Origin of the sequence: Aneurinibacillus sp. Ricciae_BoGa-3 (assembly GCF_028421645.1) — a bacterium.
GTDB lineage: Bacteria > Bacillota > Bacilli > Aneurinibacillales > Aneurinibacillaceae > Aneurinibacillus_B.
In genome coordinates, this window is the sequence record NZ_CP116887.1 from 1,205,242 (window position 1) to 1,230,071 (window position 24,830).

At 47.9% G+C, this 24,830-nt stretch carries 23 protein-coding genes; 20 read left to right on the forward strand and 3 right to left on the reverse strand.

Annotated features, from left to right (window positions below):
* Positions 1-69: 69 nt before the first annotated feature.
* The 5 genes from PP175_RS06290 (at position 70) to PP175_RS06310 (ending at position 6,289) form a co-directional block, all read left to right on the forward strand.
* A complete protein-coding gene (locus tag PP175_RS06290) occupies positions 70-1,446 on the forward strand; it encodes an amino acid permease (RefSeq protein ID WP_272441941.1) in 1,377 nt (458 codons plus the stop codon).
* Between the two features lie 325 nt (positions 1,447-1,771).
* The gene (locus PP175_RS06295) at positions 1,772-3,178 is read left to right on the forward strand and encodes an MBOAT family O-acyltransferase (RefSeq protein WP_272441942.1); all 1,407 of its coding nucleotides are present in this window, start codon (positions 1,772-1,774) and stop codon (positions 3,176-3,178) included.
* A 15-nt stretch (positions 3,179-3,193) separates the two neighbouring features.
* On the forward strand, positions 3,194-4,276 hold the full coding sequence (locus PP175_RS06300; RefSeq protein ID WP_272441943.1) for a hypothetical protein: 1,083 nt from the start codon (positions 3,194-3,196) through the stop codon (positions 4,274-4,276).
* Between the two features lie 212 nt (positions 4,277-4,488).
* Positions 4,489-5,466 carry a GNAT family N-acetyltransferase gene (locus PP175_RS06305; RefSeq protein ID WP_272441944.1) on the forward strand — a complete coding sequence of 326 codons (978 nt, stop codon included), beginning with the start codon at positions 4,489-4,491 and terminating at the stop codon, positions 5,464-5,466.
* Positions 5,467-5,602: 136 nt separating this feature from the next.
* Positions 5,603-6,289, forward strand: a complete 687-nt coding sequence (locus PP175_RS06310; protein ID WP_272441945.1) for a phage antirepressor N-terminal domain-containing protein — start codon at positions 5,603-5,605, stop codon at positions 6,287-6,289.
* A gap of 55 nt (positions 6,290-6,344) precedes the next feature.
* Here the strand turns inward: PP175_RS06310 and PP175_RS06315 are convergent, their stop codons facing one another.
* Positions 6,345-6,788 (reverse strand): OsmC family protein, encoded by a 444-nt coding sequence (locus tag PP175_RS06315; protein ID WP_272441946.1) that lies wholly within the window; start codon positions 6,786-6,788, stop codon positions 6,345-6,347.
* Between the two features lie 167 nt (positions 6,789-6,955).
* Here PP175_RS06315 and PP175_RS06320 point away from each other — a divergent pair, with 167 nt between their 5' ends.
* From PP175_RS06320 to PP175_RS06330, 3 genes are all read left to right on the forward strand, one after another.
* Positions 6,956-7,225 (forward strand): YqkE family protein, encoded by a 270-nt coding sequence (locus tag PP175_RS06320; RefSeq protein WP_272441947.1) that lies wholly within the window; start codon positions 6,956-6,958, stop codon positions 7,223-7,225.
* Between the two features lie 90 nt (positions 7,226-7,315).
* Positions 7,316-8,506: a MalY/PatB family protein gene (locus tag PP175_RS06325; RefSeq protein ID WP_272441948.1), complete on the forward strand. Its 1,191-nt coding sequence runs from the start codon at positions 7,316-7,318 to the stop codon at positions 8,504-8,506.
* Between the two features lie 178 nt (positions 8,507-8,684).
* Positions 8,685-8,906: a hypothetical protein gene (locus tag PP175_RS06330; RefSeq protein ID WP_272441949.1), complete on the forward strand. Its 222-nt coding sequence runs from the start codon at positions 8,685-8,687 to the stop codon at positions 8,904-8,906.
* Positions 8,907-9,209: 303 nt separating this feature from the next.
* On the opposite strand, the gene PP175_RS06335 is transcribed toward PP175_RS06330, so the two are convergent.
* Together PP175_RS06335 and PP175_RS06340 are read right to left on the reverse strand one after the other, a co-directional pair.
* Positions 9,210-10,925, reverse strand: coding sequence for a hypothetical protein (locus tag PP175_RS06335; RefSeq protein ID WP_272441950.1), 1,716 nt, complete (start codon positions 10,923-10,925; stop codon positions 9,210-9,212).
* Positions 10,926-10,945: 20 nt separating this feature from the next.
* Positions 10,946-12,247 carry an AAA family ATPase gene (locus tag PP175_RS06340; protein ID WP_272443199.1) on the reverse strand — a complete coding sequence of 434 codons (1,302 nt, stop codon included), beginning with the start codon at positions 12,245-12,247 and terminating at the stop codon, positions 10,946-10,948.
* Between the two features lie 279 nt (positions 12,248-12,526).
* Here PP175_RS06340 and PP175_RS06345 point away from each other — a divergent pair, with 279 nt between their 5' ends.
* From PP175_RS06345 to PP175_RS06400, 12 genes are all read left to right on the forward strand, one after another.
* Positions 12,527-12,829, forward strand: coding sequence for an iron-sulfur cluster assembly accessory protein (locus PP175_RS06345; protein ID WP_272441951.1), 303 nt, complete (start codon positions 12,527-12,529; stop codon positions 12,827-12,829).
* Positions 12,830-13,040: 211 nt separating this feature from the next.
* The gene (locus PP175_RS06350) at positions 13,041-13,742 is read left to right on the forward strand and encodes an MBL fold metallo-hydrolase (RefSeq protein ID WP_272441952.1); all 702 of its coding nucleotides are present in this window, start codon (positions 13,041-13,043) and stop codon (positions 13,740-13,742) included.
* Between the two features lie 69 nt (positions 13,743-13,811).
* Positions 13,812-15,008, forward strand: coding sequence for an esterase/lipase family protein (locus PP175_RS06355; protein ID WP_272441953.1), 1,197 nt, complete (start codon positions 13,812-13,814; stop codon positions 15,006-15,008).
* A 797-nt stretch (positions 15,009-15,805) separates the two neighbouring features.
* Entirely contained in the window at positions 15,806-16,132 is a 327-nt protein-coding gene (locus tag PP175_RS06360) for a DUF3870 domain-containing protein (RefSeq protein WP_272441954.1), read from the forward strand.
* Positions 16,133-16,303: 171 nt separating this feature from the next.
* Positions 16,304-17,128 (forward strand): M55 family metallopeptidase, encoded by an 825-nt coding sequence (locus PP175_RS06365; RefSeq protein WP_272441955.1) that lies wholly within the window; start codon positions 16,304-16,306, stop codon positions 17,126-17,128.
* Positions 17,129-17,143: 15 nt separating this feature from the next.
* Positions 17,144-18,073, forward strand: coding sequence for an ABC transporter permease (locus PP175_RS06370; RefSeq protein WP_272441956.1), 930 nt, complete (start codon positions 17,144-17,146; stop codon positions 18,071-18,073).
* 32 nt (positions 18,074-18,105) lie between these two features.
* Positions 18,106-18,993 carry an ABC transporter permease gene (locus tag PP175_RS06375; RefSeq protein ID WP_442870453.1) on the forward strand — a complete coding sequence of 296 codons (888 nt, stop codon included), beginning with the start codon at positions 18,106-18,108 and terminating at the stop codon, positions 18,991-18,993.
* Between the two features lie 5 nt (positions 18,994-18,998).
* On the forward strand, positions 18,999-20,015 hold the full coding sequence (locus PP175_RS06380) for an ABC transporter ATP-binding protein (RefSeq protein ID WP_272441958.1): 1,017 nt from the start codon (positions 18,999-19,001) through the stop codon (positions 20,013-20,015).
* Positions 20,016-20,056: 41 nt separating this feature from the next.
* Positions 20,057-21,691, forward strand: a complete 1,635-nt coding sequence (locus PP175_RS06385; RefSeq protein ID WP_272441959.1) for a peptide ABC transporter substrate-binding protein — start codon at positions 20,057-20,059, stop codon at positions 21,689-21,691.
* 72 nt (positions 21,692-21,763) lie between these two features.
* Positions 21,764-22,711, forward strand: coding sequence for a S66 peptidase family protein (locus PP175_RS06390; RefSeq protein ID WP_272441960.1), 948 nt, complete (start codon positions 21,764-21,766; stop codon positions 22,709-22,711).
* A gap of 15 nt (positions 22,712-22,726) precedes the next feature.
* Entirely contained in the window at positions 22,727-23,836 is a 1,110-nt protein-coding gene (locus PP175_RS06395; RefSeq protein ID WP_272441961.1) for a mandelate racemase/muconate lactonizing enzyme family protein, read from the forward strand.
* On the forward strand, positions 23,820-24,776 hold the full coding sequence (locus PP175_RS06400; protein WP_272441962.1) for a C40 family peptidase: 957 nt from the start codon (positions 23,820-23,822) through the stop codon (positions 24,774-24,776). Before PP175_RS06395 ends, PP175_RS06400 begins: the two co-directional genes overlap by 17 nt.
* Positions 24,777-24,830: the final 54 nt, after the last annotated feature.

A 24,830-nucleotide genomic window follows, 5' to 3' on the forward strand; every position in this document is an offset into this window, starting at 1 on the left:
TCGGTTTCTTTTTTAGTTTAATGCTGTTATGCTTTTTGGTAGTAAAGCGAAACGAAAAGAGGAACTTAAATGGAAAAGGACCGTTTACAGAAAGGGCTGCTGCCCAGACATATACGTATGATGGCCATTGGTGGCATGATTGGCGCCGGTATGTTTAAGGGAAGCGGGGATACACTCTCCCTGGCAGGTCCCGGCGTAATTTTTGCTTACTTGTTTGGAGGAGCCCTTCTGCTTGTTGTGATGGGCGCACTTGCCGAGATGGCGGGTGTTTATCCCAAAGCCGATATGCGATACCTAATAGAAAAAGCATTTGGCAGACAGGCTGCATTTATTGTAGGCTGGCTTTATTGGATTAACTGGGTACTGGTGATGGCTGTTGAAATTGTGGCGGCCGGTTCTTTCTTGCAATACTGGTTTCAATCGGCGCCGTTGTGGCTGCTGAGTTTTATTGTGGCACTGTGTGTGCTGATCGTAAATCTGGCCAATGTAAAGTATTACGGAGAAGTAGAATTCTGGCTTTCAGGTGTGAAAGTCATGGCGCTTGTCCTGTTTATTATACTGGGAGGCACCCTGTTATTCGGAGGTTTCTCCGGAGGCCCGACTCCACCATTGAAAAACTTTATGGACAATGGTGGATTCTTGCCTAAGGGATGGGCTGGCGTGTTCTCCTCTCTGCTTGTTGTCATGTTTTCGTATGGCGGCTCTGAATTGATCGGCCTAACGATCTCTGAAACGAAAAATGCCGAACAGGTGCTGCCCCGCGTCATCAGAGGTGTAATAGGCCGTGTGGCTTTGTTCTACACCCTGCCGCTGCTTATCATCTCAGGCCTTGTTCCCTGGAATCACATTTTACAGGGAGGCAGCCCTTTCGTACAGGTGCTTGCCGCAGTGGGTCTAAAAGGCGCGGCACATATTATGAACTTTGTCATGCTCACAGCGGTGTTTTCAGCGGCTAATTCCGGTATGTATGCGACGTCCCGTATGCTGTATTCACTGGCTCAGGGAGGCGAGGCGCCCCGAATTTTCACCAGGGTTTCCAAGCATGGAGTCCCGGTGTACGGCCTTGTTGTCAGTGCGGTTAGCCTCTTTGTTGGGGTACTTGCGGCTTATTTAACACCTGCTAATGTATTTAATTATTTAATGGGTATTCCCGGTTTTACGGTTATGCTGGTGTGGATTGGCATTGTTTTCGCCCAGTTAAAATTGCGTACGCAGTATCCTTCGCAACCGTCCTATAAACTGCGGTTATTCCCCTATACTTCACTTTTCACCGGAATTTCGCTGATTGCAATCTTCATCTCTGTTCTGCTGAATGGGCAGAATGTGGTCAGCTCAATCATTTGCCTGGCTGTCATGGCGATTCTCTTTGTATCGGCCCGCATTAAGCAGAAAAGCTTAGCCGGACAGAGCCAGGGAACGGTTACAGAACGGAGACGTCAAGCCTGAGCCCAGGCAGCAGTCTTAACCTTGGCCTCTCAAAAAAGCAATCCTGCCACCTTGTGGAGGATTGCTTTTTCTTTATAGCTGCTTGGTCACAAGAATTCCATCGCTGAAGTGCTCGCAGGAAGCTCCAAAATACTCAGAGAAAAAGAAAGCAACATCTTCAGCGGTTACATTGTTAGGCAGTTTGTATAGAAGGTAATAGGTTAATAGTGTTATACCTGGTTGTCCTTGCTAATAGAGAAGGAAAATAAAAAAATCACAGTGTCTGGCCGTATGATAGAATAGTAGATTGGATGAGATTTTTTTAAAGGAAGTGTTGGCCTGCCTTATGCTTTTTAATTCCTATGCATTTATCTTGGTTTTTTTGCCTATTACCTTGTGTGTTTTTTTCTTACTGGGGAGCAGAAAAAAAACGACAGCTGCGACCGTTGCGCTCATTATGGCCTCGTTAGTATTTTATTCCTATTGGGATAAAAAGTACCTTGTTCTACTGCTGGCATCTATCCTGTTTAATTACTTCACAGGAACATATATCTCACGCGCGGATAAGCCCGGGAGAAAGAGAGCGCTGCTACTATTTGGGGTTGCGATTGACCTGATCCTGCTTGGCTATTATAAATACACCAATTTTTTCATAGAGTCCTGGAATGGGTGGTTCCACGAGGCGTTGGGACCTTATAATATTGCTCTTCCTCTCGGTATCTCCTTTTTTACCTTTACACAGATTGCGTATTTAATGGATTCTTACCGCGGCGAAACGAAGGAATACAATCTGTTGACGTATAGTTTGTTCGTCACCTTCTTCCCGCATTTAATTGCGGGCCCGATTCTGCATCATCGCGATATTATTCCGCAGTTTCACCGCCTGCGCAACTTTGTTTTTTCGCACAAAAATATGGCGGCCGGAATTGTCATCTTTATAATGGGACTTGGGAAAAAGGTGTTGATTGCTGACTCAATTGCTGGCTGGGCTGCGCCAGTATTTGCACATGCTCATGATGTAAATGCATGGCAGGCATGGATAGGCGCTATCAGTTACACCTTTCAGCTGTACTTCGATTTCTCAGGCTACTCGGATATGGCGATAGGCCTCGGTCTGATGCTCAATATCCGGTTGCCGATTAACTTTAACTCACCTTATAAGGCCGAATCCATTATTGATTTCTGGCGCAGGTGGCACATTACGCTGTCGGCTTTCTTGAAAGATTATATGTATATTACGCTCGGGGGCAACCGGCACGGTAAAATTAAAAAGATGCGTAATTTATTTATTACCATGCTGCTGGGAGGGCTGTGGCACGGGGCTGGCTGGACGTTTGTTATCTGGGGTGCACTGCATGGGCTTTATCTCATGATCAACCATGGATGGCGCACTTTTAAGCGCCCGCTCCCCAGGCCCATTGGCTGGCTTGTCACCTTTGTTTTTGTTGTCATTGCCTGGGTATTCTTTCGCGCGCAGTCGCTTGGTGATGCCTGGGCTATCCTGCAGGCCATGTTTGGCATGGGGCATGGCGCCGGAAGTGCTCTGCCGGTTCTCACCGCTCTGGCGAACCGCACAGCGATAATGGTTGATTTGGCCGCGCTTCTGCTGTGGGTGGTACTGTTGCCAAATACAATGGAGCTGGCGCAGCGGTTTAAACCAAACTGGCGCTGGGCATTGGCGCTCGGGTGTGTTGCTTTCTACAGCCTGCTTGAGCTGAGGAAGGTTTCAGAGTTCTTATATTTTCAATTTTAAGCAGGTGGAAGTTACGTGAGAAAATATCGAAAGTTTAATGTTACGATCGCAGCAACTGTACTCGGATTGTTTATTCTGCTGGCTGCCGTTAATTATGTGGTAGATCCGTTGGATATCTTTCATTCTCCTTTTTTGAAAGAGAACCCCGCCACACAGCTCAGGTTTACGAAGATAGACTATTTGGAGAAGAAAAAAGGGAAGTATAATTCATTTATGCTGGGATCATCGCGGATTGGAACGACAGATCCACAGCTGATAGAGAAGTATCTGCCCGGTTCATCGTTTTATAATCTAACCGTTCACCTTGCCAATCTGCATGAGGATCTCGCACACCTGAACTATTTTGTGCACAATCACTATACGCTCAAAAACATTTACCTGCAGATCGATGTTCCCGAGAATATGACGTCTTACGAATTTGAAACACAGGATTTTGGCAAGCGGCTGCATCCACATGTACAGGGTGAGAGTGTGCTTCCGTTCTATCTGGAATATTTAGCAACCAAACCGTCTACGTACTTTCAGAATAAGATAAAGGCTAACACACAGCCGGAATCTACCCATAAGGTAGTTCAGGACGTCTGGGGTAGCGGGCGGATTTTATTTGTCGGGCAGGACAAATTAATCCAGGCTAACCCGCAAGCCTATATCCAAAACGAACCATCTTTTCATGCCAAAAGGCAGCGTACGATCAAGAGTATAGACACGGAGCAGAACATGCAAGCCCTCGCTGACATCAAAAAAATATGCGACGCCCATCATATTCATCTGATTATGTTTATCACGCCGCATAACCACAAGCTCATGGACAGCCTTAATAGAGAGGATTATCTCGCTTTTTTAAGGCAGGTTTCGAATATAGGCGACTATTGGGACTTCAGCGGATACAATTCGGTTACGCTGGATGATCATAATTACTATGAAGCGAGCCACTATCGGGCGCCGGTGGCCAGGCTGGTTGCCGCGCGCATTTTCCAGGATCCGAATGTATCGGTTCCACCGGATTTTGGCGTCTATATAACGAAGCATAATGTGGAGCAGGTGATCACAGAGCGGCGTGCGCAAATCACCCGGCATGATGCGGAAGGTAATTTGTAGCGGGCTAGGGCTGAGGCGGGTGCCTTTTCACCAATAGTTTGTTAGGGGCACCCAAGATGGGTGCCCCTTTTTTCGTGAGATACGAACCTTACAATCCTTCCTTCCAAGGCAAAGCTCCTTGCGGGTTGGGGCTGTCTAACGTTTTCTAAAATGAGAATAAGGGAATGGAAAATTGATAAAATCCAATACCTATAGCGCAAGGAGGCACAGCAATGGAACAAATAATCGTGCGGCCGATCCAAAGCCAAACCGAATTGACAGAAGTGCTGGATCTTTTGGCCAGTATTTTCCCTGAGGAACGGTCCTTTTTTGAGAACAGGCTTGCCCATGACTCTTCCTACCTGCTTGATACAACGTGGGTGGCTCTTGCAGATGGGAAAATCGCATCAACCGCCCAAATCTTCCCCTTTGAAGTTCGTATCCAGGAGGCCAAAATCAGAGTGGCTGGAGTAGGGAATGTAGCGACGCTGCCGGAATTCCGGGGAAAGGGGCTAAGTAAAAAGATTTTGCTTCAGCAAGTGGAATGGATGAAGGAAAATGGCTTTCCGTTATCCCTGCTTTACACCGAGATTCCTGGTTTCTATGAAAAGCTGGGCTGGATTTCGGTTCCTGTATCTGTCTATCGATTCGCAAGGGAAGATATTGCAGATCAAACAGGCCAGGAAAATGAGTATAAAGTGCGCCCGTTTACGAAGGAGGACGCATCTGCGGCAGCCGCAATCTATAATAGCTTTAATGAAAAAAGAACGGGTACACGCATTCGCACAGTGGGTTACTGGCAGGATCAGCTGCGTTGGGGAGCAGGCACGGACGATCACTTCCTGCTGGCCACGAAAGAAGAAAAGCCAGCTGCCTATATTCGGTTTTATATAGATTCAAATGGCACGTTGCACGTATCCGAGCTGTGCTATGAGCCAGGAGCAAAAAGCGCCGCGCTTTTCTTAGTAAAAGAAGCCGCATGGGGGCAGCCGGAAATAAAAGAAATACAAGGCCACTTTCCCGCTGATCATGTATTGATTGAACAGATGGAGGGCAAATGGGAAGTGTCCACTGACCATAAAGCGATGTGGAACGTATTGGATGAAGTTGTTTTGCAGCAGGCGCTCGGAGGTAGAAAAATCAGTGTTGATCAGGTTATCAGCTTGCTGTCGGATGCCAACTCCATGTTGTGGCCAATGGATAAATTTTAACTTATGGCCATAATGGAGGATTTTTTTGCTAACCGGCGTATAAATAAATATAAAGCCTTGTCTAAAGCTAAATAAGGCTGCATGCAAAAAACACAGATAGCTTAAACAGAGATATGAGATGGAGGGAAAGGCATTCGTGAAGATTATCGAGAAGTCTCATGTAAAGCTTCATGAAGATGTGTTCCAGTCGGTCGTAGTGCAGAACAGTGAGGAAGAAACAGCAACCTATGTTCCATTTAAGCGTTTGTGTGAAAATCTTGGGCTTGGATTCTCAAGCCAGACCCAGAAAGTAAGGGGAAATGCAGCACTAAAAGCTGGCATTGCTATGCTTCCTATCTCCGTTAGCGGTTCCGATGGCGGCGTGCAAACCCAGCGCATGCTGTGCCTCCGGTATGAAATGATTCCGGCATGGCTGATGACTATCGGTGCAGGTAGGGTTAAACAGCACGTCTATGAGAAATTACAGAAATACCTTGCGTGTTTTACTAGTTGTAAGATGGACTTTCCCGTTGCAAATGTTCAAAAAGAAAGCAGCAGCCCCTATCTTTATTTTGCCCAGGCTTATACCGGCGAAAGTGAAAAAGGCCCAATCAAAATCGGCATCGCCCTTGACGTTGTTAAAAGGCTGAAAGAAATCCGATGCTTCTGCCCTTTTCAGGTGGAGCTTTTAGCATCAATGACGGGTTCGGTAGAGGCGAAAAAAGAAGTGCATCACCGGTTTAGTAACTATCTCATCCATGGAGAATGGTTTGAACCAAAGCAAGAACTGCTTTATTATATTGAGAGCCTGAAGCAGGACCAGATATTGCGGCCTGTTGGTTAATAATGAGAAGCAGCCTCCTACCGGACAACGGTAACGGGCTGCTTTTTTTGCCTGTTTATTCAACACTCACATCTGGTTCAACAGTGACGCTGACATTGCCATGGAGAGCTTTGGAAACCATGCAGGCCTTCTCGGCGCGCTCCGCTGCCGCAACAGCGGTTTTTAACTGTTCATCTGTAGAACCTGCAGCGAGTATGAGACGGGGGCGGTGTATAATTCTTTCAAAGTGAAGACCGCCTTCATCTCCCACAAATCCTTCTGTTTCCAGCGTTAGAGAACGAATCGTCACATCCCGGCGCTCCAGAACAGCTGCCAGGGTAATTAAATAGCACGTGGAAGCAGCGCCTATTAATAATTCTTCTGGATTGGTACCGACACCGGGGCCATCAAGCTCTTCCGGAGCGGAGATCTGTGAAGCCAGGTTTCCAATTGAAATGGAACCTTTACCATTTCTTCCACCTTGCCAGTCTGCAGTTAAGCGAAATGAATGCTGGGCCATTTTAGTTCATCTCCTATGTAGAATTGTCTATATTTTTCATCTATATTCTATCATAGTTAGAATAGTCCCAATAAGAATGAAAAAAAATCAAAGGGCCTGGCTATTTGCCAGCGGTTACTTCGGGTGATATTATTTCAATAGAAATGATAGGGTAAGGAGCGATTGATGTGAGTAAGCCGAAGAATAACCGGAGGCCATCTGGCGCGCAGGAGTCTAAAAAAGAGCCAAAACAGGAAGGGATGGGCCTGGGTGATCGTCTAGACGCAGGTATCCTTGAGAAGCTAAAAAATACCAGCAAAGCATTAAAGCAAGAGGAAGCAGAAAGACAAGAGCAGGAAAAACAGCGCCGGCTGGAAGAGGCTCGGCTCCGGGAGAAAAATAAAAGTTTTGCAGAAATGTTAGATGAAAGTAAGTTAGACTGGAAAAAGTATAAATAAGAGAATAGGATGAATAGGGAGGCACTCATAGGGGTGTCTCTTCATTTACACTCGTGCGCATGCGCTAAAAATAGGAGAGAGGAGAACAACATGGAATACAATTTCGATGAAGTGATTGTGAGAACGGGTTTCAATTCTCTAAAGTGGGATGACGCAGAACGTTTATTTGGGGATAAAGCGGTACTTCCCATGTGGGTTGCGGATATGGATTTTAAAGTTGCTACACCCATTATCGATGCAATAAAAGAAAGAGCGGAACATGGTATATTCGGCTATGCCACACGTTCTGATTCCTATTATCAAGCTGTATGCGACTGGCTAGCCAAAAGGCACAATTGGCCAATTGAAAAAGACTGGGTTGTTTTTTCACCGGGTGTAGTGCCGGCATTGAGGTTGATTTTAGACACCTTCACAAATCCCGGTGATAAAATCGTCGTTCAAACACCGGTTTATACCCCAATGTTTCAAATGATTAAAGATAATGGGCGTTTCGTGGTTGAGAATCCACTGGTTTATGATCCTGCCAATCGGCACTACAGCATGGACATCGAGGATTTACGATCAAAAATCGATTGCTCTGTAAAATTGCTGTTCCTTTGCAGTCCACATAATCCAGTGGGCAGAGTTTGGACCAAGAAAGAACTGGCGGAACTTGCTGATATTTGCCTGGAAAATGATGTGCTGATTATCTCAGACGAAATACATTCTGATTTGGTGTATGCCGGCTTTAAGCATATACCGATTGCATCCCTCTCCCAAGAAATTGCCAACCTAACGATCACGTGCACAGCTCCTAGTAAAACATTTAATTTAGCGGGTTTACAAACTTCAAATCTTATTATCCCAAATAAAGAACTAAGGCAGCGCTATGTTGAAAAATTAAATAGCCACTACTTAAAGAATACAAACACTTTCGGCATCGTTGCTTTAGAGGCGGCCTATCGGGAAGGAGAGGAATGGCTTGACCAGCTTATTGCCTACCTCCACGGCAACCTTACATATTTAACGCGTTTTTTACAAAGAAATATTCCTCAAATCAAAGTCATTCAGCCAGAAGCAACCTACCTGGTATGGTTGGATTGCCGGGAACTAGGACTTAGTAAAGTAGAGCTACAGCAATTCATGTTAAAAAAAGCGAAAATCGCTTTTAACCATGGCTATATATTCGGCCAGGGCGGTGAGGGTTTTGTAAGAATGAATATCGCCTGTCCAAGAACTATACTAGAAGATGCGTTGAATCGCTTACTGGTTGCCATCCGGGATTTAGAGAGCCTTGAATAGATTTAGAGGATAAATGGACACATGCCCATACACCTTCTACGGCCTCCGCATATGTATATTTTCGTAACGAACAAAATCATTCGGGAGGCAATAGAATGGGAGATAAATTAAAATATCACCAAAGCGGAGTTGTATGGGTTGTTAGCAAAAAAATACAAATACGAGAATCCGCCATTGCATGAACGTTTTTATAGGAAACATTATTATCACACAAAAATGGTTGACCGCTTGTATATGGAATCCCATCATGGAGGTGCCGGCTACGGTTCAGGTTGGGAAAGCTCAGGAGCGCAAGGTTGGCCAGGCGGAAGTTGGCCAGGAATGGGCTCAAGCGGAAGTGGTTGGCCAGGTGGGGCTTGGTCAGGAATGGGTTCAAGTGGAAGTGGATGGCCAGGTATGAGTTCGCCTGGTGCTGGCTGGTCTGGAGCAGGCAGGTCAAGCGAAGATTAAACCATTATTTTGCATAACAAAATGAACATAGCGCGGAACGGGTTGGGTTTTTAAGATAAAGAAGCAGGTCTATTCTTCTTTGGAACTTGTTTAGTCAAATTTTTCTTGAATGATACAAAAATGTTCAGTCAGTAGAAAAGAGGATGATCCGTTTGGATCATCCTCTTTTAGCCACTGTATTCCCTGGAACTTCCCTGCATCCACCAGAGCGAGTCGCCTGATGGCTCTTTTTTTATTTTGGCGGCAAGCAGCTTTACCCTCCGGCATCAGCGAAAACATCAAGCAGCAGTCCTTGATTTTCTTCTCCCTGCGTTTCCCAGTTAGCCGCAAAACGTACCCGGTGGGAGACTCCAAGGATTTCGTACTTCTGTACAAGATGCTGCCGGGCAGACCCGATAATGAGCGAGTGAAGCCGGACATGTTTTGTGCTGCCGAGCTGAGCCAGGCTATCACGAACCGGGGAAGAGATGCTTCCTACTCCATCGGTGACCATAACGAAGTCTGCGTCACGAAAGGAGGGGGTATGCTGGACGATTTCAATTCCACGTTTAAGCGGAGCGTCAAAGTGCGTCCCGCCGCCAAAGGCCATCCGGGATAAGCTGTAAAATGCCTGCCAATCCGGCTTTCTGTGCATCAGGGGCTGTTCCACCAGCTCTCCTTTTGCACCGAAAAGCAGAAGGTAGAAATCCCGCCTCTCTAATAAGCAGAGCGCAGCAAATGTCATGACAAATACCTGGGCCAGCCTGAGCTTGCTTCCCCGCATCGAATGAGACGTGTCCAGCATGCAGATAACCGGACCTTTCTGCGGCTCATCCACATACCCGCTCGTCTGATAGGTCATCAGCTTCTGCTCCAGCCACTTAACAGTGAAATACATTTCAAAATCTTCGTCAGCCAGCAGGATGGCTTCACTGGGCAGCATGTGAGAAATATCGCCCGACTGCCTGAGGTCATCATACGTTTCCGGCATCAGGCGAGTCCGTATCCGCCTGCGTTTCGCCTTGAACTGATGAACATTCCGGCCCACTTCCTCAAGGAAGGCAAGAAGGTCCGGATGGCGTTTCAGCCGATCGACCCACTGCAAATACTGCTCAAAAGCTTGCCTGTGCAACCGGCCGAGCTCACTGCCCCATGTGCGGTTAGCCAGTCGTTGGCTGGCTTCGAATAGATCGCTTAAGAATAAACTTTCCCTATCTTCGCTGGAGAGCGTCTGCTTCAATGATTGATTCAACCACTGGCCCAGTTCTTCCTCCATCTGGTTAAAGGTTTCCTTCTCCTGACGCAGCAAGCGCTGGTGCTGTTTCTCCCGTTTGTCAAGCTCATCTTCTGCCTTTTTTAACTTCTGCCTAAGCTTATTGCGTCTCGTAAATTCGGTACGCATCTCTTCCTGTAGTTCGGTAATCTGGTTTTTAAGCTGTCGGATTTCTTCCGCTACGAGCGGGCGTCTATCCATCGCCGCCTGTTTCTCTTCGGCATTGCGCTTGCCCTGCTGAAGGGTATAGCCGACCAACTCGAGCTTTCGCAGCTGTTTCTCCGACAACTGCTCGCCCACGGTGAGTGACTGTTCGCCTTGCGAGCCCTCCTCGCTATTGATGCCAAAGAAAAGGGCCTGTTTGTCTTTTTCCCGCTGTTTTACCTCGTGTTCATACGAATCTGTTAGCCACATAAGGGCTTTCAGCGCTGTATTAAAACTCGCATTCACGGAGCCAATCGTGCGGGGATGGATGGACTGATAAAAATACTGCCGGCGCAGCGTGTCCACAATCCAGCGGTGGAAGGGCGGGGCCTCAGCTGTGCCGTCAATTTCCGGTGAAGCCTGGTAGAAGCACAGGTAGAAGTCGGCGAAAATTTCAATGTCAAACCATTCCGCCTGCGACCTGGCGTAACGGGTCCATTCCTGTGCTGTTCGCGAAGATTGGATGTAAGAATCGAACACATACCGGTCGACTCGGGTTGAACGAATTATCATAAGCCATGACGCCGCCTTTCTTATAGCGTATAATCGTACGATGCACCCGGAATATCGCGGTCAAAGAGCGTGCGGTAAATCTTTTGCAGGCTTTGCAGAATGCGTTCGCCCTGGATGCGCAGCCCGGTGTATTTCACCGTATATCGTTCAATATTCATAAGGAGGAAGTTCTGTCGGTAAATATGGCCGGCCAGATCTTTCTCGTTTTGCTGCCAGGCAACAAGCAGGTCGCGCAGGTGACGTCCCGCTTCTTCAATTTCGCTGCGGGCGTTATCAATCTGTGACATGCCGCGCTGGGCAGATTCTTTGCCAAGCTTTTCGCCCATCTCACGCTTGAACTGGAACGACTGGAGTTCCTCTACTTTATCCTGCCATTTCTCGGCAATTTGCTCAAAGGCGCGCAGCGGAAGTTCTTTTTCCACCTCTCTCTTCAGTGCGGCCTGAAAAATAGGTTCAAACACTTCCTGGGCCACCGTTAAATCTTCTGGAACATCCCATAACATGTGCGGCGTAAAAACGGTATCCCAGATTGAGACCGTATCCCGGCCGTTGAGTGCGGCAGATGTCTTCCAGAGTCGCCCGATTTTACTCCAGCGCCGGTCAGAGATGAGAAACTCCTTTTCCTCTAATGCTTGTTTGAGTTGGAAAAGGAAATAGATGATCGATTCCGGCAGGTGCACGTGGCGGGCGGCTTGCTGGATATACTCGACATCACTAATAGAAAGCACCGGGGACAGCGGTTCGTCCGGCATTTGAAACATCAATTCATAACTGGCAATGTTCTTCAGATAGGTGACTTCATAGCGAATCAGGAATCGATCGTAAAGGGCTGCCAGCTGTTCATTTTCTTCCGGCAGCTCATTGGACGCCGCGATCAAGAATAGGAGAGGAACGGGCTGTTTCTCTCGCCCATTGAAAAACATTCGCTCATTTAATATGGAAAGCAGCGCGTTTAAAATGGCGCTGTTTGCTTTGAAAATTTCATCAAGAAATGCAAACTGTGAACCTGGCAAATAGCCATCAGTCTGCCGGATATACCGGTCCTGCTTCAGCTCCTGGAGAGAAACCGGCCCAAACAGTTCGTCTGGAGTGGTGAACCGGGTAAGCAGGTAATCAAACCAGTTTTCACTGCCAAAAAGCTGGGCTGTGGAACGGGCAAGCTGGGATTTGGCGGTTCCGGGCGGGCCAACAAGCAGCACGTTTTCACCGCCCATCATGCCTAAAAATAACAGGCGGATGAGCTCCTCTCGCTCTAGAAATCGGGATTCAAGCTGTTTGATAGCCTGATTAATTTTACTTTGGATAGCGTTTGTCGGTTTCATAGCAGCGCGGCGGGCCATAACGGCAAAGAGCCGCTTATCCCCTTTCTGATTACGAATTATTTTCTTATTGTAACAGACTGTCTGGTTCAAAACATGCCTTGCGTTTGCACATGGCGAGTTTTTAAACAATCTGGATTTTACTGGTAACCATGGTTTTAACGGAGAGCAGACAGGGTAAGCTGATTAATGCGGATTTTTCTGGTTAGATATAGTACTATAAGATGGAAGCTTGTCCTGCTTGATCATTTAGCAGAGCAAAAAATAAGGAGAAGAAGATAAATGAACTGTAAAATTACACGCAATGCAGCAAAGAAAATCAAGGAAATCCTTGAAGAAGAAGAATCACAGGGCCAGATGCTCCGCGTCATGGTTACGCATTCCCATGGCGATCACGCGCACTATGGCCTGGATTTAGACACTCCTGGAGACAATGATGAAGTCGTACATACCGATAAAGAGATTGATGTGATCCTCGAAAAAGGTGTTGACTTGCTGGACGGTGTAAAGATTGATTATTTATACCTTCCGGAAGAGGGGTTTGTGATCACGAACCCGAGCAAAGGCAATCACGGAGACCATTAATCGCTGAGTAGTAAATATATGACGAAACCCGCAGACCCTTTTGAGGAGGGGAAATGCGGGTTTTTGATATTTACTATGCAAGAGGTCTTAACCGGAGTCCATGCATGGTTAAGTAATGTAGAAGCAACTGAGAAGATTGCTTATAATCCACCCGGTTCAGGATAACAATATTTGGGTCAGATCTAAATTGGGTGCGATAGGAGGAACCATTATGGAAGACAAATTTATTCCGGTAACATCTGTAGCGAGTGGAAAGGTTCAGCGGGCCACGCCGGACATACTCTGTTTAACCATTCAGATTGTGAATATGTGCTTTGTCGGACACGCTGGACAAAGCGATAACTGGGTGCTTGTTGATGCAGGGATGCCTAAGTCGGCGCAGAAGATTATAGAGGAAGCGGAGAACATTTTTGGCAAAGGCTTCAGGCCGAAAGCCATCATTCTTACGCACGGGCATTTTGACCATATCGGTGCGGTTGAGGAGCTGGTGAAGCTTTGGGATGTGCCGGTATATGCACACGAATTGGAAATGCCCTACCTGACCGGTAAGTCCAATTATCCTCCAGCCGATCCTGGCGTGGACGCTCCAGGCCATACACCGGGTCACATTTCACTATTCCGGGAAAGCGATCGGGCGCTTATCGCAGGGGATGCTTTTACAACGCTAAAGCAGGAATCCCTTTTTAATGTAATTACACAGAAACCGGAATTGCACGGGCCGCCGGCTTATTTTACACCAGACTGGAAAGCGGCTTGGGAATCCGTGAAAAAGCTTGCTGCACTACGGCCATCCATTGCGGTTACAGGGCATGGCTTGCCGATGCATGGGGAACAGCTGGCCGATGGATTAGAGGAACTGGCAAGGGATTTTGGCCGTACTCAGATTCCGGAACACAGCCGTTATGTAGATTGAGCACCAAGAAAAGCAGCTATCTGGAAAAACGGAGGCTGCCTTTTTTAGTATAAGAAAGGAGGCAGGTCCATGGCTAAAACGAACTGTTTTCACGGGGCATCCAACAACTGCTACCCGCTGTTTTTGATTGCAGGTTTTTCAGGGTGGGGCAGAGATGAACTTGGGAAATTTAACTATTGGGGCGGATTTAATGATATTGAGCAGCTTCTCAATGATAAAGGTTTTCAAACGTACACGCCGGCCTTAGGACCTGTCTCCTCCAATTGGGATCGGGCATGTGAGCTGTTCGCGATTATTAAAGGCGGTCAGGTAGACTACGGCAGTGCCCATGCAAGAAAGCATGGGCACCAGCGGTACGGGAGATCCTACCCAGGCCTCTATCCGGAATGGGGTGAACTAAATCCGCACACAGGGGAACGAAATAAGATACATATAATTGGACACAGCATGGGCGGCCAAACTGCCCGACTTCTTGTCCAATTGCTGCATAATGGCAGACCGGAAGAACAGAAGCAGACACCATCAGAAGAATTATCCACGCTCTTCGATAATCACAAGAAGCCCTGGGTTCACAGCGTGACTACTATATCATCCCCTCACAACGGAAGCACTCTAACTGCCGGGATCACAGGGGTAATGCCTCATGCGCAGCATATAACCGCTGTGGTTTCCGCTCTTATAGGAGGGATGAGGCATGCTTTTTATGACTTTAAGCTGGATCAGTGGGATCTAAAAAAAGCTCAACAGGAGTCTTTCCGTGACTATACGAACCGCATATACAAGAGCGGCATCTGGAAGTTTACTAAGGATTTGTGCTCATGGGATTTAAGTCCAGAAGGCGCAAGCGAATTAAACAGCTGGGTGAAGGCCCAGCCGGAAGTCTATTATTTTTCCTGGGCAACCAAAAACACATTTACCGCGCCGTATAGCTGCTATGAAATTCCTCGTTCGAGCATGAACCCGCTCTTTATGCCTTTTTCTTTACAGATGGGAGCTTATAAAAGAAAAGCGGGACATGAACGACTGGAGATTGATGAAAGATGGTGGCCGAATGACGGAATTGTCAATACCTATTCCATGGATGGACCTAAGCTGAACTCCACAGACGAAATTATCGGATACACGGGCAAACCAGTGAAAGGGAAGTGGAATTATATGGGGCTTCTTGAACCGTATGACCACATGAATATTGTAGGCATGCGGTGCCCTGAAATATTAGGCTGGTATGTCGCGCTGGCGGATTTGCTCTGTTCTCTTCATGTTTAACCCTTATATACCAACGTTTGGTCCATTTCGTTACTTCCAAGATATTCCTAAAATGAGATAGATGCAACGGTACATTCTTGCAACAGACAAGCAAATCAACTAATTTATTAAATTTAGGACAATCCTCTAGCACCTGTCCATCTAATTATACATACTAATAAAGTGTAAGTTAATTCAATAGTTTATGGAAGTGAAAGTGATGGGATTATTATGCTCAAATGGAACAATAGGGATCATCCTTGTCTTTTTATTCTACTTGTAATTATCTCAGAGGGCTTCTGCAATTGTTGCTCATGCCCTGCTTTAGGGTCAAATGAAGCAAGTGAATGACTCCCCTATACCCGCCGTAGACTGCGGGATCGAAGGGGCAGACGCTGCTTAAATAAAGCCTAGCTGGGCGTTTAAGGTTTTTAAGTCGTTGGATCGATGGTACTAAACACGGTAGGTTATTTAGCCCAGCGTTGGGTGCTCATCATAATTAGACATTGGTGAGGGTGAGCGGTGAATGGTGGGTTAAAGTTGCATTTAGTGTTGATTTATATCAACAACGCTTTTGGACATTTGGAGCATTTCTATTTTGTTTTTTAATTGTTGATTACGTTTTAAAGTTTGTACAAGTCGTTAGTGATTTGATTGCATATAAAAAACAGATAAAAAGAAATATTTACAAAATAATAATCCTTCTGTTAAGATAAACATACACTGCAGCGGCTGCCGGGGCATATGGCGTCTGGTGCTTCCCACCATTCATCCCATATATCACAGGGGCAACCGGGCTAAAGTGAGGTCGTTTTTGTATGTATAATCCGGATACCTTGTACATAATAGGTGATGCCCAATCTTCTATGAACAATCCTATAACCCAGCAGTATAATGCTTTTTTTATTGGATTGGTCGTCGATTGTACGAACGATAAGATCATCGATGCGGGCTGCTCGTCAACTATCCAGCTTACATCCGATTTTGTGCGCTCGATTTTTCTGGGGCATACGATGAACGATTTGGATAGAATCGCCCAGGAGATTCGCCAGCGGTATTTCGGCTCTTCTCAGAAGGCACTTATTGTCGCATTCAAAGACGCGCAGAAAAAATATAAACAAGCCTTAAAATCCAGACAGGCCTAACAGCGGCCTGCATGCTGCTTTATTTATTCGTGTGCACCAAGCATACATCGTAAATAAAACCCGGCAGATGGATACACATCCGTGTGTATTTCCATTTGGCGGGTTTTTTAGCGTACTTAAGCAATTCGCCAACATGCAAAGTGAAAATCTGAAACAGAAGAGGGTGTTGACATGAAATTATATATGTCAGTGGATATGGAAGGCATTACAGGACTAAACGATGTAACGTTTATTGATTCGACCAGGCGCAACTATGAACGCGGCCAGAGGATTATGACGGCTGAGGCCAATCATATTATCGAAACCGCTTTTGAAGAAGGGTGTACAGAAGTGGTGGTAAACGATAGCCACTCCAAGATGAACAACCTGCTTATCGAGAAAATCCATCCGCAGGCAAAGCTTATATCCGGTGATGTAAAACCCTTCTCCATGGTGCAGGGGCTTAATGAATCGTATGCAGGGGCCGTTTTTCTCGGGTATCATGCCCGGGCGTCACAGCGAGGCGTCTTAAGCCACACGATGATTTTTGGCGTACGCAATATTTATATTAATGACGTTGTCGTTGGCGAGCTTGGATTTAACGCCTATGTGGCGGGCTATTATAATGTACCGGTCCTGCTCGTAGCCGGTGATAACCGGGCAGCCGCTGAGGCGGAGGAGCTCATACCCGGCGTCTATACCGCTGCCGTTAAAGAATACATATCCAGAACATCAGCCCTTTGCTTAACTCCACAACAGAGCGGCAGGCTGCTGCGTGAGAAGATGAAAGTGGCCCTAGACAACCGGGATAAGATCAAACCACTTGTCCCGCCGGAAAAGCCACTGCTTGCGATTGAATTTACAAATGCAGGCCAGGCGGAATGGGCAAGCCTTATGCCAGGCACAGAAGCGGAAGAAGGCAGTACAATTGTCCGCTTTCATGCGAAAGACATTCTTGAAGCCTATAGAGCCATGCTTGTTATGACCGAATTGGCTATGCAAACTACTTTTTGTTAGAAGGAGGCGGTGCAGTTGATTTCATTTCTTGTACGGCGTTTTATCTCGATGGTAGTCACGCTGTTCGTCATCGTCACCCTTACCTTTTTTCTGATGCATGCCATTCCAGGCAGCCCTTTTGATAACGACCACACGACGAATGAGGCGGTAACTCAGAATTTAATGGCTCATTACAACCTCGATAAACCGCTTGGCGTCCAATATTTATCTTACCTCAAATCACTGCTTAACTTCGATCTCGGCCCATCCATCGCGAATAGCTCGGATACGGTAAACGCGATGATCAACCGTGGCTTTCCTGTATCTTTTATCCTCGGCATGGTTGCGATTGTTTTTGCGGTTATTTGCGGGGTAGCGCTCGGCATAGCTGCCGCATTGCGGCACAATCATGTTATTGATTATCTGGCTATGATCTTTGCCGTCATTGGTATATCTGTGCCAAACTTTATTGTGGCGACGCTTTTGATTAAATACGTGGCTGTTAAATGGGGCTTGCTCCCGGTGGCAACGTGGGGGACATGGAAGCATGTGATCTTACCGGCAGCCGCTCTTGCCACAGGCCCGATGGCCATTATTGCCCGGCTCACCCGATCCAGCATGTTGGAAGTCCTAACCCAGGATTATATGGAAACGGCCAGGGCAAAAGGGCTTCATCCAGTTGCCATCCTTATAAAGCACGGGCTTCGCAATGCAATCCTTCCAGTTGTTACTTTGATGGGCGCCCTCGTGGCGAACGTACTTACAGGGAGTTTCGTTATCGAAAAAATATTTGCCATACCCGGGATGGGCAAGTATTTCGTGGATGGCATTAACAACCGCGACTATTCCGTCATTATGGGTACAACGGTATTCTACAGCGCGTTGCTTGTCTTGATGATGTTTCTCGTCGATGTGGCATACGGCTTCATCGATCCGCGCATGAAATTTCACAGAAAGGAGGCGTAAGCGTGAGCGTACCAAACGAGCTTTTTGTGCCCATGCAAAAGGAAAGCGACGCAGCGGAAGAAATCGTGCGGCCGGGCTTGTCCTACTGGCAGGATGTTTGGCTTCGATTGTGCAAAAACAAGCTGGCGTTGACAGGCCTCGCAGTGATCATTTTGTTCACCCTGATGGCTATTTTTGGTATGTCTCTCTCCCACTACACCTATGCCAAGCAATCGCTGCTGCACACCAATGAAGCGCCTTCAGCCGATCACTGGTTTGGCACGGATGATTTGGGCCGCGATGTGTATGTTCGAGTTTGGTATGGCGCCCGCATCTCCCTGTTCATCGGATTAATGGCCACGTTGATTGATTTCTTTATCGGGGTTACTTATGGGGGAATCTCCGGCTTTAAAGGGGGTTTCACAGATAATCTTATGATGCGGATTGTCGATATTTTATACGGTCTTCCTTATCTGCTGGTCGTTATCCTCCTGATGGTTGTGATGGGGCCGGGCTTATTAACCATCATCGTGGCGCTCAGTGCCACCGGGTGGGTTGGCATGGCCAGGCTAATCAGAGGGCAGGTGCTTCAGTTAAAAGCCTCAGAATATGTGATGGCAGCCCGCGCGCTTGGCGCCAGTTCCGGATACATTATCCGCAAGCACCTGCTGCCTAATTTAATGGGCATTATCATTGTGCAGATTACGTTTACTGTTCCTTCAGCCATTTTTGCAGAAGCCTTTCTCAGCTTTTTGGGGCTGGGTGTGCAGGCACCGCTCGCAAGCTGGGGCGTCATGGCCAATGATGGCTTGCCCGTTATTCTATCAGGCTACTGGTGGAGGCTCTTCTTTCCAGCCTTCTTTATCTCACTTACGATGCTTTCATTTAATGTACTGGGTGACGGGCTGCAGGATGCCTTCGACCCGAAACAGAGGAGGTAGATGGGATGGATCCGCTGTTGCAGGTGAAAGACCTTCATGTTTCTTTTTCTACTTATGGTGGAGATGTAAAGGCTGTGCGGGGAGTGAATTTTACATTAAACCAGGGGGAGACGCTTGCCATCGTCGGCGAGTCCGGCTGCGGCAAAAGCGTGACAGCCCGCAGCATTATGCGGCTCATCCCGCCACATAACGGACGGATTACGAAAGGCCAGGTAATTTTTAAGGGCGAGGACCTGGTCGATCTTGAGGAGAGGGAAATGCGTAATATTCGCGGCTCTGAAATCTCGATGATTTTTCAGGACGCGATGACGGCGCTAAATCCCACGATATCCATTGGCAAGCAGATTACGGAGGGGATAATCCGCCACCAGAAGGTTTCGTCAGGTGAGGCGCGAAAACAGGCGATTGAAATACTTCATCTGGTGGGAATCGCCAATCCTGAGCAGCGGTTAAAGCAGTATCTCTACCAGTTCAGCGGCGGCATGCGGCAGCGGATTATGATCGCCATCGCCCTCGTATGCAAACCGTCTGTGCTGATCGCCGATGAGCCGACTACAGCGCTTGATGTTACGATACAGGCCCAAATTTTGGAGCTGTTTAAAGATATTCAGCGGAAAACCGGCGTCTCTATCATTATCATCACCCATGATCTGGGAGTGGTAGCGAAAATGGCGGACAGGGTGAACGTCATGTATGCGGGCAAGGTTGTAGAAACAGGAACCGTACAGGACATCTTCCGCAATCCGCAACACCCCTATACGAAAGGGTTACTGGCATCGATGCCAAGGCTTGACGCAGATCGAAACAAATCGCTTCTTCCTATATTCGGAACACCGCCCGATCTGTTCGCGCCGCCTGCAGGATGCGCATTTGCAGCCCGCTGTGAGTATGCGCTGGAGGTGTGCCGAAACTACCAGCCGAATTACACCCGACTCAGTGAACACCACCAGGTGGCCTGCTGGCTTCAGGATCCACGTGCCAAAAATGTGGTGTATCCAGCCAGGCGGGCTGCAGGTACATAAAATTTGTGTGCAAGAACTATTTATATAAGGGGGAAATAAAATTGAAAAAAATTGCCTCGCTGATGTTGAGCCTGCTGATCCCGACTGTACTCATCGCGGCCGGGTGCTCAAGCGGCCAGCCCACAGCCAGCAAGGATGCCGGCAAAGACAAGGGAAGCAGCGCCCAGCAGAAACTGCTCATGCTAAACAACCAGAAAGAACCGACTTCACTGGACCCGCCGGTTGGCTTCGATGAGCCTTCGTACGACATTTTAAACAATGCGATGGAAGGGTTAACGCGCCTCGATAAGGATAATAAACCGCAGCCGGCTGTTGCTGAGAAGTGGGATGTGTCAAACGATGGGAAGACCTACACCTTTACGCTTCGGCAAAACGCCAAGTGGTCCAATGGCGATCCGGTAACTGCGAAAGACTTTGAATACGCATGGAAGCGGATGGCCGATGCGAAAACAGCTTCAGAAGCGGCGCCGCTCGCCTATTTAATTGAAGGTACCGAACTGTATAACAGCGGCAAGGCGCCAGCAGACAAAATGATGGTGAAAGCCGTAAATGACACAACGCTTAAGGTTACGCTTGCCCACCCGCTCAGTTACTTCCTGGGTCTTGTATCGAATCCTGCTTTCTTCCCGGTAGATAAGGCAGTTGTAGAAAAAAACAGCAAATGGGCGGCAGAAGCGAATACAATGGTCTGTAACGGGCCGTTCAAAATTACGGAGTGGAAGCATGACGACCATCTGACGATGATGAAAAATGATAAATACTGGGATGCCGCGAATGTGAAGCTTGATGGTGTTGTGTGGAAAATGGTCAATGATTCCAACACAGAATATCAGCTTTTCCAAACAGGGGCACTGCATGCTACGTATACGATTCCTACCGATATGGCGGATCAGCTATTCAAAGATGGGAAGGCAAAGGTAGCCGACCAGTCCGGCACGGAGTTCTACCGCTTTAACACAAAAATGAAGCCGTTTGATAATGTCAAAATCCGCAAAGCATTCAATATGGCGATTGACCGGCAGAAGCTGGTGGATTTAGTGCTGCGCCAGAAACAAAAACCGGCAACTGGCTTTGTTGCAGCTGGATTAAATGACCCGGCAGGCGGCGATTTTCGCCAGGTTGGCGGGGATCTCATTAAGTTTGACCCTGCGCAGGCCAAACAGCTACTCCAGCAAGGCATGAAGGAAGATAACCTTACTAAGCTGCCAACCATTACCTTAACGTATAACACGAGCGACCAGAAACAAAAGGTTGCTCAGGTTCTGCAAGAGATGTTCAAAGAAAATCTCGGTGTCGATGTGAAACTTGTAAATATGGAGTGGAAGGTTCTCAAGGATCAGCAGAAGAAAGGGCAGCTCATGCTTTCCCGCTCCACATTCTTAGCTGACTTTGGCGACCCGATTAACTTCCTTGACGGTTTCCAATCCGGCAATCCGATGAACCGCACAGGCTGGAGCAATGCCGAATACGATAAGCTCATTAAGGCTGCTTACAATGAGCCTGATGATCCAAAACGCTTTAAATTAATGCATGACGCTGAAAAAATTCTTATGGATGAATCACCGATTATGCCGCTGCATTTCTACACGGCTCCGTACCTCCAAAACGATAATGCCGTAGATATTGTAAGGCATCCTGTTGGCTACATCGATCTCAAATGGGCTTCATTAAAATAAACGATTCCCCGGGCGCTCACTCCAGCCGGAGTGGGGCCCTTTTTTCACCATGTGTAAAGGAAGATGATTAGGATGGAATCATTCATAAAACCCGCTGCCCTTAAACGGGGCGATACGGTTGGCGTCGTGGCACCGGCGGGCTGGCCGGATAGGGAAAAGGCAAGGAAAGCCGAGTCCTTTTTTACAGAGTTGGGGCTGCATGTACAATTTGGCCAATCGCTGGATAGAAAGCGCGGCTATCTTGCAGGTACGGATCAGGAAAGAGCAGATGAACTTCACAGGATGTTCGCTGATAAACACATCCGGGCCATTTTTTGCGCCTGCGGCGGTTATGGGACAGCTAGGGTAGCGGATCGGCTGAATTATGATTTAATAGCGGTCAACCCGAAAATTTTCTGGGGATACAGCGATATTACGTTTCTGCACACGGCGATTTATCAGAAAACAGGACTGGTCACGTTTCATGGGCCGATGCTTGCTTCTGATCTGGCGAACGATATTTCGGGCCCAACAAGAGATGGCTTTCGCCAGCTGTTTGAACCGCAAAAGCGCACGTACAGCGACCAAACAGGGCGGCCGTTCACCGTGCTGGTAGAAGGAGCGGTTTCCGGGATGCTGGTTGGTGGAAATCTCACGCTTATTGTAAGCACACTGGGGACCCCTTACGAAATTGATACCAAAGGCAAGCTTCTACTGATTGAAGACGTTGACGAAGAACCGTACCGGGTTGACCGAATGCTGAACCAGCTGCGGCTGGCGGGAAAACTACGCGATGCGGCCGGGATCATACTGGGCGATTTCTGCAACTGTGCCCCCTCCAGAAGAGGGGAATCGCTTACGCTTGAACAGGTATTTGCTGATCATATCGTGTCTGTAGGCAAGCCGACTGTAATGGGATTAAATATCGGGCACTGCTCCCCGCATTTTTCTGTCCCGCTTGGCGTACATGCCGCACTGGACACTGCCGCCAGAACGCTTGCGATGGATGCGGGTGTTGTGGACAAAAAACTTGCAACATAGCGCAGGAGGTTGAACATGAAAATCGCTGAAATTAAGGTCAGCCGCCAATCCATTCCGCTGAAAAAGCCGTTTAAAACGGCGCTCCGTACAGTTAACTTCGCCGATTCTGTAATCGTAAGCGTAACGTGTGAGAATGGGATGACAGGGTGGGGTGAAGCGCCTGCTACGGTCGTCATAACCGGGGACAGCCTGGACAGCATTGAAGCCGCTGTGCTCACGGTTATAAAGCCTCAGTTAATTGGACTCGATCTGCTCGCTTATGAACATGTCTTCCATGTACTGCACAGCTGCATGGTCGGCAACAGCAGCGCCAAAGCTGCAGTAGATATGGCACTTTACGACCTGATTGCACAAAACAGCGCTATGCCGCTATTCCGTTTTCTCGGCGGGTACAGAAACGAAATTGAGACGGATTATACCGTCAGTGTCAATGGCCCGCAGGAGATGGGAGAAGATGCGGAGGCGTACATCAAGCAGGGATTTACGACCCTGAAAATTAAAGTGGGTAAAGGGAGCGTTGAAGAGGACATTAAGCGGATAAAAGAAATACGCCGGCGCGTTGGCCCCGCGATAAAAATCAGATTGGACGCTAACCAGGGGTGGCTTCCGAAAGAGGCGATCCGCTCAATACGGAAGCTAGAAGATATGGGGCTTGATATTGAGCTTGTTGAGCAGCCTGTAAAAGCGCATGATTTAGAAGGGCTTAAAACGGTAACCGATGCAGTCGATACGCCGATTATGGCAGATGAAGGCATTTTTACGCCGGTGCAGGCTTTTGAGGTGCTGAAAAACCGGGCAGCCGACTTAATAAATATTAAGTTAATGAAGGCCGGCGGAATTTATAAAGCGCAAATTATTAATCATATGGCGGAAGAATGCGGGATAGAGTGTATGGTGGGCAGCATGATTGAATCGCGGCTGGGCATTTCAGCCGGTGTCCATTTTGCGGCCAGCAAAAAGAACATTACGCGGTATGACTTTGATGCGCCTCTCATGCTGCTGCACGATCCGCTTACCGGTGGGGTCGAATACAACGGCCGCATCATTCGCCTGCCTGAAACACCGGGCCTTGGCGTCCAGCGGGTAAGGGATGAGGTGAAAATATTCAATGAGCAGGCAAACTAACAGCTGCCGGGTGGCGGTGAATGTTGCCACGTTATGGACAGCGCCCGATTCGCCAGGTGGTCTGGATCAACAGGCCATACAGGCTCCAGCCAGAGTGAGGGAGTGGCTGGGTTCGCTTAACTATGAAGGCAGAATTGCGCTTTACGACCGGAATGCCGTGCAGACGCAGGCTCTATATGGTACGCAGGTAACGGTTTTGGAAGAAAGCGGGGAGTGGGTGAGAATTGCGGTACCTTGCCAGCCAACAGCGAAAGATGAGCGGGGGTATCCGGGATGGGTGCCCAGGGTCCAGCTTGTTTCAGAAGCGGAGTATGTAAAACTGGCCGAAGAAGTTGCGCCAAATAGAAAAGTTGTTCACTCGCTTCCGAAAGCCTGTGTTACGTCCCCCACGGCCTGGGTTTATGTGGATCCGAATACACCGCAACTTGAAGTGAGCTTTGTGACGGAATTCCCGTTGCTCGGGGAGACGGGTGAATGGCTGCACGTTCTTACACCTCATGGGGTAAGGCTTTTGCGGTCCGACGACGCCGTTGTACTTGCGGCAGACAGCAATTTGGGTTTCCCAGATGGGGAAGAAATTCTGGCCGCCGCTAAAAAGTTTCTGGATCTCCCGTATCTGTGGGGTGGAATGTCCGCGTTTGGCTACGACTGTTCAGGGTTTGCCTATTCGATGCACCGGGCTTTTGGCATTATCATTCCGCGGGATGCTTCCGAGCAGGCCATCCAAGGCAGGCTGGTAAACCAGGATCAATTGATGCCGGGAGACCTGTTGGTTTTTGCTTATCAAGAAGGCAAAGGCAGCGTGCACCATGTTGGTTTTTATGCCGGCGAAGGGCAGATGCTTCATTCACCGAAAACAGGAAAAAACATTGAATTGATCCCACTGGCGGGCACCATTTACGAGAGGGAGCTGTGTGCGGCGAGAAGATACTGGCAGTAGGACAGGAATATTGGTAAAATTATTATAATTCATATTTTATCAAACGTAAGGAGG

Bases quoted from the DNA above. Each gene is read 5' to 3' on its own strand.
- PP175_RS06290 (WP_272441941.1), top strand. From the start codon at position 70: ATGGAAAAGGACCGTTTACAGAAAGGGCTGCTGCCCAGACATATACGT.
- PP175_RS06295 (WP_272441942.1), top strand. From the start codon at position 1,772: ATGCTTTTTAATTCCTATGCATTTATCTTGGTTTTTTTGCCTATTACC.
- PP175_RS06305 (WP_272441944.1), top strand. From the start codon at position 4,489: ATGGAACAAATAATCGTGCGGCCGATCCAAAGCCAAACCGAATTGACA.
- PP175_RS06315 (WP_272441946.1), bottom strand. From the start codon at position 6,788: ATGGCCCAGCATTCATTTCGCTTAACTGCAGACTGGCAAGGTGGAAGA.
- PP175_RS06325 (WP_272441948.1), top strand. From the start codon at position 7,316: ATGGAATACAATTTCGATGAAGTGATTGTGAGAACGGGTTTCAATTCT.
- PP175_RS06330 (WP_272441949.1), top strand. From the start codon at position 8,685: ATGAACGTTTTTATAGGAAACATTATTATCACACAAAAATGGTTGACC.
- PP175_RS06335 (WP_272441950.1), bottom strand. From the start codon at position 10,925: ATGATAATTCGTTCAACCCGAGTCGACCGGTATGTGTTCGATTCTTAC.
- PP175_RS06340 (WP_272443199.1), bottom strand. From the start codon at position 12,247: ATGAAACCGACAAACGCTATCCAAAGTAAAATTAATCAGGCTATCAAA.
- PP175_RS06345 (WP_272441951.1), top strand. From the start codon at position 12,527: ATGAACTGTAAAATTACACGCAATGCAGCAAAGAAAATCAAGGAAATC.
- PP175_RS06350 (WP_272441952.1), top strand. From the start codon at position 13,041: ATGGAAGACAAATTTATTCCGGTAACATCTGTAGCGAGTGGAAAGGTT.
- PP175_RS06355 (WP_272441953.1), top strand. From the start codon at position 13,812: ATGGCTAAAACGAACTGTTTTCACGGGGCATCCAACAACTGCTACCCG.
- PP175_RS06360 (WP_272441954.1), top strand. From the start codon at position 15,806: ATGTATAATCCGGATACCTTGTACATAATAGGTGATGCCCAATCTTCT.
- PP175_RS06365 (WP_272441955.1), top strand. From the start codon at position 16,304: ATGAAATTATATATGTCAGTGGATATGGAAGGCATTACAGGACTAAAC.
- PP175_RS06375 (WP_442870453.1), top strand. From the start codon at position 18,106: ATGCAAAAGGAAAGCGACGCAGCGGAAGAAATCGTGCGGCCGGGCTTG.
- PP175_RS06380 (WP_272441958.1), top strand. From the start codon at position 18,999: ATGGATCCGCTGTTGCAGGTGAAAGACCTTCATGTTTCTTTTTCTACT.
- PP175_RS06390 (WP_272441960.1), top strand. From the start codon at position 21,764: ATGGAATCATTCATAAAACCCGCTGCCCTTAAACGGGGCGATACGGTT.
- PP175_RS06395 (WP_272441961.1), top strand. From the start codon at position 22,727: ATGAAAATCGCTGAAATTAAGGTCAGCCGCCAATCCATTCCGCTGAAA.
- PP175_RS06400 (WP_272441962.1), top strand. From the start codon at position 23,820: ATGAGCAGGCAAACTAACAGCTGCCGGGTGGCGGTGAATGTTGCCACG.